Annotated in this window: 17 protein-coding genes; 4 read left to right on the top strand and 13 right to left on the bottom strand. The window is 59.3% G+C overall.

The features are described 5' to 3' along the window. Window positions 1–32 precede the first annotated feature (32 nt). Window positions 33–428, bottom strand: a complete 396-nt coding sequence (locus DXY30_RS05105; RefSeq protein WP_115093652.1) for a DUF1824 family protein — start codon at window positions 426–428, stop codon at window positions 33–35. Continuing rightward, window positions 428–2,260, bottom strand: coding sequence for a threonine--tRNA ligase (thrS, locus tag DXY30_RS05110; RefSeq protein WP_115093653.1), 1,833 nt, complete (start codon window positions 2,258–2,260; stop codon window positions 428–430). Before thrS ends, DXY30_RS05105 begins: the two co-directional genes overlap by 1 nt. A gap of 3 nt (window positions 2,261–2,263) precedes the next feature. Here thrS and DXY30_RS05115 point away from each other — a divergent pair, with 3 nt between their 5' ends. Beyond that, window positions 2,264–2,620: a DUF2605 family protein gene (locus tag DXY30_RS05115; RefSeq protein WP_115093654.1), complete on the top strand. Its 357-nt coding sequence runs from the start codon at window positions 2,264–2,266 to the stop codon at window positions 2,618–2,620. Here the strand turns inward: DXY30_RS05115 and DXY30_RS05120 are convergent. From DXY30_RS05120 to DXY30_RS05140, 5 genes are all read right to left on the bottom strand, one after another. Next, entirely contained in the window at window positions 2,605–3,192 is a 588-nt protein-coding gene (locus tag DXY30_RS05120) for a muramidase (protein ID WP_371638731.1), read from the bottom strand. The two genes, DXY30_RS05115 and DXY30_RS05120, sit on opposite strands and share 16 nt — an antisense overlap. A 312-nt stretch (window positions 3,193–3,504) precedes the next feature. After that, entirely contained in the window at window positions 3,505–4,518 is a 1,014-nt protein-coding gene (gene trpS, locus DXY30_RS05125; protein ID WP_115093655.1) for a tryptophan--tRNA ligase, read from the bottom strand. 3 nt (window positions 4,519–4,521) lie between these two features. Then, window positions 4,522–5,094, bottom strand: a complete 573-nt coding sequence (locus DXY30_RS05130; RefSeq protein ID WP_115093656.1) for a hypothetical protein — start codon at window positions 5,092–5,094, stop codon at window positions 4,522–4,524. 16 nt (window positions 5,095–5,110) lie between these two features. Beyond that, window positions 5,111–5,638, bottom strand: coding sequence for a hypothetical protein (locus tag DXY30_RS05135; protein WP_115093657.1), 528 nt, complete (start codon window positions 5,636–5,638; stop codon window positions 5,111–5,113). After that, the gene (locus DXY30_RS05140; RefSeq protein WP_244281285.1) at window positions 5,631–6,557 is read right to left on the bottom strand and encodes a cation diffusion facilitator family transporter; all 927 of its coding nucleotides are present in this window, start codon (window positions 6,555–6,557) and stop codon (window positions 5,631–5,633) included. Before DXY30_RS05140 ends, DXY30_RS05135 begins: the two co-directional genes overlap by 8 nt. A 145-nt stretch (window positions 6,558–6,702) precedes the next feature. Here DXY30_RS05140 and DXY30_RS05145 point away from each other — a divergent pair, with 145 nt between their 5' ends. Both DXY30_RS05145 and psbA read left to right on the top strand, forming a co-directional pair. Then, window positions 6,703–7,983: a YcjF family protein gene (locus tag DXY30_RS05145; protein ID WP_115094189.1), complete on the top strand. Its 1,281-nt coding sequence runs from the start codon at window positions 6,703–6,705 to the stop codon at window positions 7,981–7,983. Between the two features lie 142 nt (window positions 7,984–8,125). Further along, window positions 8,126–9,202 carry a photosystem II q(b) protein gene (gene psbA / locus DXY30_RS05150; RefSeq protein WP_115093658.1) on the top strand — a complete coding sequence of 359 codons (1,077 nt, stop codon included), beginning with the start codon at window positions 8,126–8,128 and terminating at the stop codon, window positions 9,200–9,202. Window positions 9,203–9,316: 114 nt separating this feature from the next. Here psbA and DXY30_RS05155 read toward each other — a convergent pair whose 3' ends face one another. Next, window positions 9,317–9,571, bottom strand: a complete 255-nt coding sequence (locus DXY30_RS05155) for a galactose oxidase (protein ID WP_115093659.1) — start codon at window positions 9,569–9,571, stop codon at window positions 9,317–9,319. A gap of 91 nt (window positions 9,572–9,662) precedes the next feature. Here DXY30_RS05155 and DXY30_RS05160 point away from each other — a divergent pair, with 91 nt between their 5' ends. Beyond that, window positions 9,663–9,860, top strand: a complete 198-nt coding sequence (locus tag DXY30_RS05160) for a hypothetical protein (protein WP_115023495.1) — start codon at window positions 9,663–9,665, stop codon at window positions 9,858–9,860. Window positions 9,861–10,268: 408 nt separating this feature from the next. Here the strand turns inward: DXY30_RS05160 and DXY30_RS05165 are convergent, their stop codons facing one another. The 5 genes from DXY30_RS05165 to DXY30_RS05185 form a co-directional block, all read right to left on the bottom strand. Next, window positions 10,269–10,715 carry a hemagglutinin gene (locus tag DXY30_RS05165; protein WP_371638628.1) on the bottom strand — a complete coding sequence of 149 codons (447 nt, stop codon included), beginning with the start codon at window positions 10,713–10,715 and terminating at the stop codon, window positions 10,269–10,271. Between the two features lie 109 nt (window positions 10,716–10,824). Then, complete coding sequence (locus DXY30_RS05170; RefSeq protein WP_115094191.1) at window positions 10,825–11,226, bottom strand: OsmC family protein; 402 nt, start codon at window positions 11,224–11,226, stop codon at window positions 10,825–10,827. A 17-nt stretch (window positions 11,227–11,243) separates the two neighbouring features. Continuing rightward, on the bottom strand, window positions 11,244–11,426 hold the full coding sequence (locus DXY30_RS05175; RefSeq protein WP_115094193.1) for a hypothetical protein: 183 nt from the start codon (window positions 11,424–11,426) through the stop codon (window positions 11,244–11,246). 57 nt (window positions 11,427–11,483) lie between these two features. Continuing rightward, window positions 11,484–12,026, bottom strand: coding sequence for an ATP-binding protein (locus DXY30_RS05180; protein ID WP_115093661.1), 543 nt, complete (start codon window positions 12,024–12,026; stop codon window positions 11,484–11,486). Further along, a complete protein-coding gene (locus DXY30_RS05185; protein WP_115023491.1) occupies window positions 12,019–12,453 on the bottom strand; it encodes a nuclear transport factor 2 family protein in 435 nt (144 codons plus the stop codon). Before DXY30_RS05185 ends, DXY30_RS05180 begins: the two co-directional genes overlap by 8 nt. Window positions 12,454–12,457: the final 4 nt, after the last annotated feature.

Here is a 12,457-nt window from a genome sequence, read left to right on the forward strand (position 1 = left end):
AACCCGCGGTATCTCCTACCAGCGTGGGAAGTTCAGGAGAAGAAGTCCAGTGGGAGTGGTCCCCAGGTGGTGCTTTGCGTGGTTTCGTCCTCGCCGTGCCCACTGATCAAAATTCCTTCGCCGAGGCCGTGCTCGATCCGAATCCGGATTGTCCCCCCCCTCTGGTTGGCTTTCAGAAAAACAGGACCCGGTCCCTCCGGGCTGTCGACAAGCTCCATGGAGTCCCACTTTTGGCTTTGCTCCAGATTGCGCAGCGCTGAGAGCGCCTGATCCATGGAGGGAGCCATGACGCCAATGGTGAACCAATGGGCGGTGGCCATCGCCTGGTTGAGCTCTTGGCGGAGCTGATCTCTGGTCTGAGGAAGCAGCTCTGGTGCTCCACGCAAACGCGCGAGATCGGCCAGGTTGTTCACAGGGGACTCCGCCATTAATTCAGCTCCAGGCCTGCAGCGCGTTGATTATTGGCCGTCTGGGCAGCTCTGAGCAGGTCGGCCACTGCTGTGACCCCGAGATCACCATCCCGGCGACTGCGCAGGCTCACAGCGTTCTGCTCCGCTTCTTTCGCTCCGATGACGGCCAGAACAGGGATCTTCATCTGTTCGCCGGTGCGGATCAACTTCCCGAGGCGGTCGCCGCTGCGGTCGACTGTGGCGCGGACCCCGGCCTTGGTGAGCTGGTCCAGCAGCTGATCGGCGTAGGGCTGCACTTCGTCGGTGACCGGCAGCAGTCGCACCTGTTCAGGGGCCAGCCAGAACGGGTAATCGCCGGCATAGTTTTCGGTCATGATCCCGAAGAAGCGCTCCAGCGAGCCGAAGATGGCGCGGTGGATCATGATCGGACGCTGCTTGCTTCCATCGGCGGCGATGTAGTCGAGCTTGAAGCGTTCCGGCAGGTTGAAATCCAGCTGGATGGTCGAGCACTGCCACATCCGGCCGATGGCATCTTCGATTTTGAGATCGATCTTCGGGCCGTAGAAGGCGCCTCCCCCTTCATCGATCTTGTACGCCCAGCCCTTGCGCTCCAGGGCCTCGATCAGTCCCTTGGTGGCAAGGTTCCAGACGTCGTCATCTCCGATCGACTTCTCCGGTCGGGTGGAGAGGTTGATCTCGTAGTTGCTGAAATCGAAGGTGGAGAGGATGCGCTCGGTGAGATCGAGGATTTTCAGAATCTCGTCGCTGATCTGTTCCGGCAGGCAGAACACGTGAGCATCGTCCTGGGTGAAGCCGCGCACGCGCATCAGGCCGTGCATCACGCCCGGTCGCTCGTAGCGATACACGGTCCCGAGTTCGGCCCAGCGAATCGGTAGTTCCCGATAGCTGCGCAATTTGCTGGCATAGGTGAGCACGTGGAACGGGCAGTTCATCGGTTTGAGCTGGTATTCCCGTTCGTCCACCTCCATCGGACCGAACATACTTTCGGCGTAGAAGTCGAGGTGGCCTGATGTCTTCCACAAGCTGATGTCGGCCACGTGGGGTGTGTAGAGGAGCTCGTATCCGCCCTCGAAGTGGGCTTGACGCCAGAACTCCTCGATCAGCAGGCGCATGCGGGCGCCACGGGGGTGCCAGAACACCAGGCCGGCTCCGGCTTCATCCTCGATGGAGAAGAGGTCGAGGTCTTTGCCGATGCGTCGGTGATCCCGGCGCAGTGCTTCCTCCTTGCGGCGTTTGTGCTCCGCCAGTTGTTCGGGGGTTTCCCAGGCTGTGCCGTAGATGCGCTGCAGCTGCGCTTTGGTTTCATCGCCACGCCAGTAGGCGCCTGCCACGCTTTCCAGCTCGAAGGCCTTGGCGTTGAGCTGCCCCGTGTGGTCCACGTGAGGTCCTGCGCAGAGGTCCCACCAGGCCTCACCCAAGGTGTAGAGGGTGATGGGCTCCTGAAGGCCTTCGAGGATCTCCAGCTTGTAGGGCTCGTTCTGGGCCTTGATTTTTGCTTCGGCCTCGCCGCGGCTCACCTCAACCCGTTCAAGGGGCAGTTTCTTGTTGATGATCTTGATCATCCCCTTCTTGATGGCCTTCAGATCGGCCTCTGTGAAGGGATCGGGATTGTCGAAGTCGTAATAAAACCCGGTTTCGGTCCAAGGTCCGATGGTGACGCGTGCCTTGGGAAACAGCTGCTGCACAGCCATGGCCATCACGTGGCTCATCGAGTGGCGGATTTTGAGCAGTTGATCGCTTTCGCTGGTCTTGGGCAGAACCACTGGTGCTGAGGGGGCTGGGGTGGTTGCTGCAGCGCTGCTCACCGGTTCAGGTACGAGGCCCGCCATCCTATGGGCGAGACCCGAGGGCATCACGTGGGCGAGTCAACCAATCGGGACGCTGGTGCTCTGCTGGATGAACTGCTGGCGTCCCTTCTCGATGACTTCGAGCACTGGTTTCAGCGCGGGGAGGAGCTTCTCCAGGCCTGTCCGGATGCGGTGATGTCGCTCAAGGAGCGTCAGGGCATGGAGCTGCGACTGCAGAACGGCAAGAAGGCGATTGCAGCCACACGTGCCCTCGTGGCTGCCTCAACACAGCCCATGGCCGTTTCCATGGAGGTCATGAACCCGTGGCACGGTTTGGTCACGGAGGTGTGGGCCCTGGCCGCGAAGCTGGGTTCCTCCCGTTCTCCTCAGGCACCCAGCTGATTTCTCAGCTGGCGCAGGTTGCTGCTGTAAAAGCTTGCCAGCTCCTGATGACTCTTCACCGGTTGCCCGTAGGCGGAGTGACCGGCTTTGGTTGGGAAGGATGCCCATTCGGGTGCCAGCTTTGCCATGGCGTCCTTGGTAAGACCCTGCCGATCAATCTCATCGAGAGCACCCCTTCGCTCAGCGAGATGCAGTGCGGCCTGATCCTGGTGCCTGGGTTCGAAGCTGGACAGCCTGAGCTCCTGGGCTACACCTTTCCAGGTCTTGGGCAGGAACTGATAAGCACCCGCAGCGGCGCTTGTGTAGCGCTTCACGATCACCCGCTCGGGATGACGGGAGAGGTCCTGGAACTGACCTCCCCCGTACATGATTTGGTAGCCCTTGTCTTCACCGTCTTTCCAAGTGCCTTCGGCATAGCGGATGGTGTTGAGCAATGCGCGTCGCTCAGGCGTTAACTCGTAGCGGCCTCCCTCGTTGCCTGACGACAGGGAGGCGCGACTGCTGTCGCCGACACCTGCCAGGAGTGTCTGGGAGCTCTGGGGGGGCTGTGATGCTCCTGCGCAAAGAACCATTCCTGCGCTCAGCACTGCACCGACCAGAGGTCGGCTCCAACGAGAGGTTTTGTTGGACGCAGAAAAAAGATGACGCACGCAGGAAAATCAGGTGGACGGTCACAGTGCTGGCCCATGAGGCCTCCGCGCGAGATCGGCTCCTGAGGGGTTGACATGGTGATATCGCTGTGTCTATGCAAGTGAGAGCATCCTGAGAGTCTTCCGGGACTCATTGCTGTCGCTGCGATTGTTTCCGTCAAATCTCTTGGGGTATGGGGCGAGGTCTTATCCCTTGTATTGATAAGAGCAGCTGATGGTTGTCTTTGGTCGTGATCAGGCTCGTCGGGCAAAGCCCAGGGCCTCTCGAACCCGCTCCAACGTTGCGTTGGCAACGGTTTCGGCTTTTTCGCGTCCCGTGCTCAGCACCTGGTCAAGCTCGGCGGGGTCGCTCATCAGCTCGCGATAGCGCACCTGGATGGGCTCCAGGGCGTTCACTGTGGCTTCGGCCAGCATCGGCTTGAACTGCCCCCATCCCATCTCAGCGCATTCGCTGGCGGCCTGCTCCCGTCCCTTGTCGCTGAGGATCGCGTAAAGCCCCAAGAGGTTGTCAGTTTCCGGTCGATCCGGGTTGTCGAATTCCAGTCCCCGCAGGGGGTCTGTTTTGGCGCGTTTGATTTTTTTGGTGATCAGCTCTGGCGGGTCCAGCAGCGTGATGCGACTTCCCTCATTCGGATCGCTCTTGCTCATCTTGCTGCGACCATCAGTCAGGCTCATGACCCGCGCGCCCTCCTTGAGGATCAGCGGTTTCGGAACCTTGAGTACAGGCGTTTCCTTGTCACCGAAACGGGCATTGATGCGCTGCTGAGCGATGTCACGCGCCAGTTCTAAGTGCTGCTTTTGGTCTTCACCGACGGGCACAAGGTCAGCGTCATAGAGAAGGATGTCGGCGGCCATCAGCACCGGGTAGTCCAGCAGACCCACGGACACGTTGTCCCCTTGCTTCACCGCCTTTTCCTTGAACTGGATCATCCGTTCCAGCCAATTGAGCGGTGTGACGCAATTCAGTAGCCAGCAGAGCTCACTGTGGGCTGCCACCTGGCTCTGCACAAACACCGAGCAGCGCTTGGCGTCCATGCCGCAGGCCAGGTAGAGCGCAGCCGTGGAGCGGGTGTCCTCAGCCAGACGGCTGGGGTCATGGGGAACGGTGATGGCGTGGAGATCCACTACACAGACGAAGGTGTCGTGGCTCTCCTGCAGGTCAACCCAGTTGCGGATGGCACCAAGCCAATTGCCGAGGTGCAGTGCTCCTGTCGGTTGCACCCCGGAAAGAACCCTTGGCCGGTTCATCGATCAGTCCTCGGTCGTTTCGGTTTTGGTCTCGTCCGTCGACACATCTAAGGCCGATCCATCCGCAACGGGGGCCGAACTGGTGTCGTCGATTGGGGCCGCTTCCGACTCCACCACCGGCTCCACCGCCGATTCCGCTACGGGTTCAACCTGTGCTGCGGGTTGGGGTTTGGCAGGGCGAGCAAACGGGTTCGGACGGGAACCCCTGCTGCTGCGCTCGTCGTCGAACCGGCGACCGCGGCCACCTCCATCACGACCACCTCCATCACGACCACCTCCATCGCGGCGTCCACTCCGGGCGGGCTGATTGCGTTGTTGCTCGATCAGAGCGTCGAGTTGGCCCTCCTCCAACATCTGGCCCAGGCTGCGGACCGCGAAACCAAGTACCGCAACGGTGGAGCGGAGATTGAAGGCCTCTTGTAGCGCCCTCGCCGAGCGCATTTCGTTGTCGCTCAGACGAATCCGAAAGCCTCCGCCTTCGCGGCCGCCGGCACGGTTGCCACGACTGCGCTGGCCGTCACGGCCGCCGTCTCCCTGTCCCGCCTGATGTTGGGGATCGCTGTAGGAATCACTCATGGCCCATGGCCTGGAATCAGGCGCAAGTGTGACGCATCACCGGGGTGTTTTCGGTGATCCAGAGCAGCTGGTGGCATTCAACGCTGTTCTTTCGAGCGAGCACCAGCATCGGAACAGCCGTGATCCCCCGTTCGATCCGCTCCCGGTAGCTGCTCACCAGTTGTCGGTACTGCTGGGCAGTCCATCCGTGGATGGCCGTGTCCCGGCTGCTCCAATACTCCCGGAGAGCTCTCTGGCAGTCCTCCATGCCGAAGTCATGCCAGCAGCTCTGCTGAGCCAAGAGTGGATCCATCCCCTGCTGAAGCAGGCGCCGGTAATGCACCAGTTCCGGGGCTTCATCACGCCCATCCGGGGGAAGAAGGCGATGTAGCTCCGTGAGGGGAGTTCTGGACAGCCTCAGCCAGCAGCGTTCCTGCAGCAAAACTGGCAGTTGCCAAGACCAGCCATCGGCGCTGCGGACTTCGTCTAGTACGTCGATCAGGCCCCTCTGCTGACGCTCTGTCAGCCCGGCGAGCGGCGTCACTGCGGTGTCGGCTTCAGCCATGGGCACCTGTGTAGGTGATCCAGTCCTCCACGTAGTCCTTTGGTTCCAGATGGATGGTGCACCGCACCGGGCCGAAGGTTTCCTCCAAGCGCTCCTCCACTTGCTCAGTGATCTGGTGCGCCTTGGTGAGGTCGTCGGCATCGACAACCATATGCATTTCGATGAAGATCTGCTGACCCAGCACGCCGCGGCTGGCGATGTCGTGGCAATTCATCACCCCGGCGGTGGACATCGCTTCGGCGTAGATGGCCTCGGGGGCAATCGCCATGTGGTCCACCAGCCAGGGCAAGGTGCTGCGCAGCACCTGCGAGCAGACACGGATCAGCAGCAGAGCCATGGGGATCGCCAAAGCAACGTCGAGCCAGCTCACCTGCAGCCATACCGCCCCTGCTATGCCCACCAGCACCACCACGGTGGTCCAGACGTCACTCGCCGCATGCTGGGCATCCGCCTTGAGCAGGTTGCTGTTGAGTCGCCGACCTTCCCGCAGCTCATATCCCGCAAGCAGGAGATTGAACCCAAGCACAAGGGTGAGCAGCACAAGCTCCTGGCCCGTGACACGAATGGGTGGCAGCCCCTCCAGGAGCCGTTCCCCTGAACGCATGAGGATTTCGATGGCTGTGAACAGGATGAAACCTGCGATTCCGAGGGCTCCGACCGCCTCGTATTTGCGATGTCCGTAGGGATGATCGCGATCCGGCCGTGGATCGGAGAGCTTGTTCGTGACCAGTCCCGTGAGGCTGGAGAGGGCATCGGTGGCGCTGTGCATGGCATCCGCGATCACCGCCAGGGATCCACTCATGACCCCCACCAGAAGCTTCAGAAGCGACATGGTGATGTTCAGGCCCAGAGCCACCATGAGAACCCTGCGCACCCCCTTGCGGTTGTCGACCATCGGGTTGGGATGACTGTGTGTCATGGCTGAACCCGTCTTCTTCCCAAGTTATGGAGAAGTCTTCCCTCTGACCTGAAGTCCTGGTTTCAGGAGTTGGGTTGAGCTAAGAAGGGCCACTGCTACAACAGACACACGGTTGAAATTCCCGGCTTCATTGCCAGATCTGGTGATGCCACCAACGTCGCTGCTGCGGCCGCTGGCCGTGGCCGGAGCTGGGCTGCTTGCTGGACACTGGCTGATCAGTGATGTCATGCATGTTCCCGGCGGAGGACTGGGCCTCCTGGCTGCTGGTGGCGTGGTGATCTGGCTCGGCCGCAAGCCCAGCAAACCGCGGTTCGCAGCACCTGTGTCTCTGGATGGATGGATTTCTCGGTGCCAGGAGGTGCTGGATCAGTTCGCACGTTTTGAGCAGCAACCATCCGCGGATCTAGCCCGACGCGCTGAATTGAAGTTGGTGTTGGAGCGCAGCGGTCCTGTGCGTATGGCCATGGTCGCCCTGGGGGACCATCAGGGACCAAGCGCAGAGAACCTCAGCCGATCTCTTGCAGGCTCGGTGTCTTTGAGCCTGTCGTTGTGCCATCCCTTGATCACTGAGGGCAGCCGCTGTTGGCCTCGTGGGCTGGTGGATCAGGACCTGATTTTGTTCACCCTGGGCACTCCATTGCTGGCCTCAGACCTGCTTTGGCTTCAGCAGTTGCCAGACGATCAACCCGCCTGGCTGCTTGTGACTCCCGAGGGTCAGGAATCGTCGCCTGATGCCATCTCTGCTCTCCTCGATGATCTCCCCGATCGCTGGCGTGAGCGAATTCTGGTTCGGGATCCGTCGATGTCGCTTCGGGCTGCTTTGGGGCCTTTGCGCCGTTTGCTGAAAAAGGCGGCTTCCGAAACGCGGCCGCGGCTTTTGGCTGATCTTCACCGGCGCTGGCAGCGCGACTTGGAGTCGCTCCGGCGTGAGCGCTTTCTGCAGATCCAGCAACGCACCCAATGGGTGGTTGCCGGTTCTGTGTTGGCAGCCCCAGTCCCAAGCCTTGATCTTCTTGCCGTCGCGGTGGCCAACGGATTGATGATCAAGGAGATGGGAGAGATCTGGGGAACGTCGCTGCAGCCAGATGTGCTCAGGGAAGCGGCGGCGCAGTTGGCGCGTGTGGCGCTGGCCCAGGGCGTGGTGGAGTGGACGGGACAAGCCTTGCTGGGTCTGGCCAAGTTGGATGGGGGGAGTTGGCTCATCGCTGGAGCGATGCAAGCCCTCAGTGCGGCCTATCTCACCCGCGTGGTGGGACGTTCCATGGCGGATTGGCTCGCGGTCAATGCGGGTGTGGATGAGCTTGATCTCGTGGCGTTGAAGCAGCAGGCCCCGTTGCTCGTGGCCCGGGCCTCTGAGCAGGAGCGGCTGAACTGGAACGGCTTCGTTCAGCAATCACGCGATTGGCTGCTTCATTCAACTTCATGAATGCTTCATGAAGTGCTTAATGAAGATTGCTTGAGACCTGATTCTGATTGTTTAAATCTCATGTAACGGAAGGTTCCGTCCATAGGCTTGGTCCACCTATCCCCTTTTTCTGGGGAGAGGTTCATTCGTCTTCTTTTCTTCTATGTCCACCGCAATTCGCAGCGGACGCCAGAGCAATTGGGAAGCCTTTTGTCAGTGGGTTACCGACACCAACAACCGCATTTACGTGGGTTGGTTCGGCGTACTGATGATTCCCTGCCTCTTGGCGGCCACCATCTGCTTCACCATTGCGTTTATCGCAGCACCCCCTGTCGATATCGATGGCATCCGTGAGCCTGTCGCTGGCTCACTGATCTACGGCAACAACATCATCTCCGGTGCTGTTGTTCCTTCTTCAAACGCCATCGGCCTGCATTTCTACCCCATCTGGGAAGCTGCTTCCCTCGATGAGTGGTTGTACAACGGCGGCCCATATCAGTTGGTTTGCTTCCACTTCCTCATCGGCATTTCCGCCTACATGGGACGTCAGTGGGAACTCTCCTACCGCCTGGGCATGCGCCCCTGGATCTGCGTCGCCTACAGCGCTCCGCTGTCTGCCGCGATGGCCGTTTTCCTGGTCTACCCCTTCGGTCAGGGCTCCTTCTCTGACGGCATGCCCCTGGGCATCTCTGGCACCTTCAACTTCATGTTGGTGTTCCAGGCCGAGCACAACATCCTGATGCACCCCTTCCACATGTTGGGCGTCGCAGGTGTCTTCGGCGGCAGCTTGTTCTCCGCCATGCACGGCTCCCTGGTGACCTCCTCCCTGGTGCGTGAAACCACCGAGAGCGAGTCCCAGAACTACGGCTACAAGTTTGGCCAAGAGGAAGAGACCTACAACATCGTGGCTGCCCACGGTTACTTCGGTCGCCTGATCTTCCAATACGCCTCCTTCAACAACAGCCGTAGCCTTCACTTCTTCCTGGCTGCCTGGCCTGTTGTCGGCATCTGGTTCACCGCCCTTGGCGTGTCAACCATGGCCTTCAACCCGAACGGCTTCAACTTCAACCAGTCCATCCTTGATGGTCAGGGCCGCGTCCTGAACACCTGGGCCGACATGATCAACCGTGCCGGCCTCGGCATGGAAGTGATGCACGAGCGCAACCCTCACAACTTCCCTCTCGACCTGGCTGCTGCTGAGTCCACTCCTGTGGCTCTGCAGGCTCCTGCCATCGGTTGATCTGGAATCAACCTGTTCCTTCTGGAACAGAACAAACGATTCAGATCAACTGAATCGGAAAGCCCCCTCTCACGAGGGGGCTTTTGTTTGTCACTGTGGGGGATTTGAAGAGAATCAGGCTCCCTCTGGGCACCAGCCGATTTCCTTCTCCAGTCGCTGCATCCACTGGTGGCAGCGGTGATCAAGGTGTGCTCCCTGGGGGAGCAATTGTTGATGGCGTGCGCAGGCCGGATGAGTGACTCCTGCCTCGGCAAGGGTGTGCTGAAAGTGCTGGCAGGTGAGGCACACCATGAGGGATCGACTGGGACGTAGCTGCCCTGCGCCCATCGGTGGCCAAGTCCCGGCTAGGGGTGCGTTCAAGGACTCCATCGCTATGAGTTTAGTAATTATGTACTAGTTGATAGGTTTCTCGCTGTCAACGATTTGGCCATGGTGAGCCGGTGTTAGGGAGAATGTGGATATGAGTGAGTCCCGCGCCACGCTCCAGTTCGATCTGGATCTCGAGGCTGTTCGCCTGCTCCACCGCTCGGTGAGCTTTCATCTCGAGAAATGGCCTGGGGGGCCGGATCCAAGGGAGCAGGAGGCACTGCAGACGATGAAGACCTTGCTCACGGCAGCATTGCTGGAATTCAGCCTCGATCAGGACGGCCAGCGCTAAAACCCGCCTCCTTCACTCGTCTTCATGGAAGCTGTGACAGAGATCCATCGGCGACCTACAACTCCTTCAGTGGTTAAGAGCGCCATGGAGCAACAGCAGGCTGGAACCTGGGATTCTGTTGAGGCATGCCTTGAGTGCATCACGACCTGCTCGGTGGATGATGGTGAGTGCGTGACCACTTGCGTTCGGACACATCTTGGTGACGAGGAGGAACTCTGGACTAGCAGTCTTTGTCTCTGAGCTGTCACTTTGAGCTGTCACCGTGGGTTGGTTGATCGCAATTGCAATCGTCTTATTGCTGTCTTTGCTGGGATGGCGCTGGAATCAGCTCGAGTGTGCAGCGGATAACGCCATCAGCGACCGATTGGTGAAGCGCATTCGTCGTCATTCACGACGACGGAAACACCATCACTGAGATCCGTGATCTCTGCAGATGTGCCCATCTTTCCAGCTCCAGATCCATGGAACCGTTGCTTTTGCTTTCCGGAGATCTTCTTGTGCTTGAAGTCTTATGGGGATGAATTCCGTTCTGTAATCAAATTCGCGATCACGCATGGATTGGTTCAGAACCAGGCTGCCCTCATTGCTGGAGACTGAGCGGTGGTAGGTCCCGATCGGGATTTGGAGAGCACCCATCGCGCGGATCAAATGAATGATGTGATGGGGGTGGTCCCAGGCTGGATTGAGCAGCGTGAAGGTCCGAGCCCCTTCCAACACCAGGTTGTTGTCCACCTGATGACGGTGTACGTAGTACTGCTCTGACCCGTCTTGATCGGGGGGGGACGTGGCGGCGCCATGGTGGGCGACCACGTCGGTGCCATTGCTCCCAGGGACCCCAGCATCAAAGAAGGTCACCGATGGAGTCTCTCGGAAGATATGAATCGGTATGAAGTGAAGTCTCACCGTTCCTCCTCTTGCTCTTCTTATCTCCGCTTTAAACCCGTCTTTGGATCGATGCGGATGATCAGCACCAGATCAAATCAATCGTCATGGATGGCTCAAGATTGCGTTTCACAGGGCAGTCATTCACAACACGTTTGAACAACTGAATCTGCTCCTCTGACAACCCTATCGGCAGGGTGATGCTGACCCGAAGTGTCTCGATCTTGCGGGGCCTCGATTGGCTCATGATTTTTTCCACCGATGCTTCTGCATCCGTGACCGTCCAATTTCGGCGTTTGGCCGTGATTCCCATCACGGTCAAGATGCAGGTGCCAAGAGCAGTGGCCAACAAATCTGTTGGTGAAAAGCTTTCACCACGTCCGTCGTGATCAGGCGGTGCATCGGTTTGCACTGCCACGCCTGAGGGCCCATGTTCTGCTGAGCAGTGCAGATCGCCGGTGTAGCGGCAGGAAATTCGCGTCATCAGGGCACTGCCTTTGCTCAGGCCACTGGCATGCGGCAACCCAGCTGAATCGTGCCTTCGTCGATGAGTCGGCCGAGTCTCTGCGCGACGGCTTCCTCGGTTCGCGTGAATTGATCTTGTCGGTCGGTCACCCACGCCATTTCACCGTTGGTGATCACGCCGGTGGACATGGCTTCCAGAAACAGTTCTCCGAGAGTCATGGCACTGATGCTGTTCAAATCACGTTGATGGGACTCAAAGGGGGGTGCATGACCTGCTTACCTTTCTTCATGGCCAAGAATGGTTTGAAGTGCTCGATTGATCTGGTCGTTGTGGTCTGAGCTGGCGGGATTGAGGCGAATCAAGCTTGAGAATCCCTCTCTTGTATCGGGTCTGTCAGCACGGCTGGTCAGCGTTCGGTGCATCGCATGAATCACCTGTTCGGGCACTATTCGTTCACGTGACCGGTTCCAGGCAAGGCAGCGGTCCAGCGGTGTCTGTAGCCACCAGCCGATCCACTTCAGGCGCCTCACCCCCAGGTCTCTGTGCATCAACCGTTGGCGCCAGCAGAGTTGCGCATGGGTGGCATCCAAAAGCACGTTCTCGCCAGCAGCAAGGGCGCTGTCGATGGCTTCATGGAGGAGGGGCTCGATTTCAGTCCAGGGACCTTGAATGTTTGCGTCCCCCCAAAGCTGTTTTCTCAGAGCGTCGTTGGAGATCACCCTTGCACGGAGCAACGGAGCGAGGATCCCGGCGAGGGTGGACTTTCCACTGCCCGGGGGACCGATCAACAGATGCCCCTGCTGTGCTGCTTCAGGCAACGAACCGTTTGTAAAGCCATCGCACCAGCCCACCAATCACAGGAACAGGAGCGAATGTGGGACCGACGAAATCGAAATAATCACGATGATCCCCGATCTTTCCATCTGGATTGAAGCTGAGCCGGGTTGCGCCGGGATAGATGAATTCAATCCCTTTGATTTTTAGGCCCATGCGCCATTCAACGAAGGCTGTTTCTCCGTTCACCGCCACCGTTTCTGTTTCCAGGAAAACGTCATCACAGCGCTGCATCAGACCTTCCTGGGCAAGGATGTAAGCGTCAATGCCCTGCCGTTCCTGGGTTGGATCGGTGAAGTGAACGTCGTCGGCGTAAACAGCCTTCCATTGTGCAGCTGTGGGGCCGGGTGTTCCGTAGGGCTTGGTGAACAGAGCACGGATCTGTTCTGCGTCCAGCGGCGGTTGAAGCATGGGT

The sequence above is a fragment of the Synechococcus sp. UW106 genome (assembly GCF_900474015.1).
GTDB lineage: Bacteria > Cyanobacteriota > Cyanobacteriia > PCC-6307 > Cyanobiaceae > Parasynechococcus.

Excerpts from the sequence above, each read along its gene's own strand:
- thrS (WP_115093653.1), bottom strand. The coding sequence starts at position 2,260 with ATGGCGGGCCTCGTACCTGAACCGGTGAGCAGCGCTGCAGCAACCACC.
- DXY30_RS05120 (WP_371638731.1), bottom strand. The coding sequence starts at position 3,192 with ATGGTTCTTTGCGCAGGAGCATCACAGCCCCCCCAGAGCTCCCAGACA.
- DXY30_RS05105 (WP_115093652.1), bottom strand. The coding sequence starts at position 428 with ATGGCGGAGTCCCCTGTGAACAACCTGGCCGATCTCGCGCGTTTGCGT.
- DXY30_RS05175 (WP_115094193.1), bottom strand. The coding sequence starts at position 11,426 with ATGACTCTCGGAGAACTGTTTCTGGAAGCCATGTCCACCGGCGTGATC.
- DXY30_RS05170 (WP_115094191.1), bottom strand. The coding sequence starts at position 11,226 with ATGACGCGAATTTCCTGCCGCTACACCGGCGATCTGCACTGCTCAGCA.
- DXY30_RS05185 (WP_115023491.1), bottom strand. The coding sequence starts at position 12,453 with ATGCTTCAACCGCCGCTGGACGCAGAACAGATCCGTGCTCTGTTCACC.
- DXY30_RS05145 (WP_115094189.1), top strand. The coding sequence starts at position 6,703 with ATGCCACCAACGTCGCTGCTGCGGCCGCTGGCCGTGGCCGGAGCTGGG.
- DXY30_RS05160 (WP_115023495.1), top strand. The coding sequence starts at position 9,663 with ATGAGTGAGTCCCGCGCCACGCTCCAGTTCGATCTGGATCTCGAGGCT.
- trpS (WP_115093655.1), bottom strand. The coding sequence starts at position 4,518 with ATGAACCGGCCAAGGGTTCTTTCCGGGGTGCAACCGACAGGAGCACTG.
- DXY30_RS05140 (WP_244281285.1), bottom strand. The coding sequence starts at position 6,557 with ATGACACACAGTCATCCCAACCCGATGGTCGACAACCGCAAGGGGGTG.
- DXY30_RS05155 (WP_115093659.1), bottom strand. The coding sequence starts at position 9,571 with ATGGAGTCCTTGAACGCACCCCTAGCCGGGACTTGGCCACCGATGGGC.
- DXY30_RS05115 (WP_115093654.1), top strand. The coding sequence starts at position 2,264 with ATGGGCGAGACCCGAGGGCATCACGTGGGCGAGTCAACCAATCGGGAC.
- DXY30_RS05135 (WP_115093657.1), bottom strand. The coding sequence starts at position 5,638 with ATGGCTGAAGCCGACACCGCAGTGACGCCGCTCGCCGGGCTGACAGAG.
- psbA (WP_115093658.1), top strand. The coding sequence starts at position 8,126 with ATGTCCACCGCAATTCGCAGCGGACGCCAGAGCAATTGGGAAGCCTTT.
- DXY30_RS05130 (WP_115093656.1), bottom strand. The coding sequence starts at position 5,094 with ATGAGTGATTCCTACAGCGATCCCCAACATCAGGCGGGACAGGGAGAC.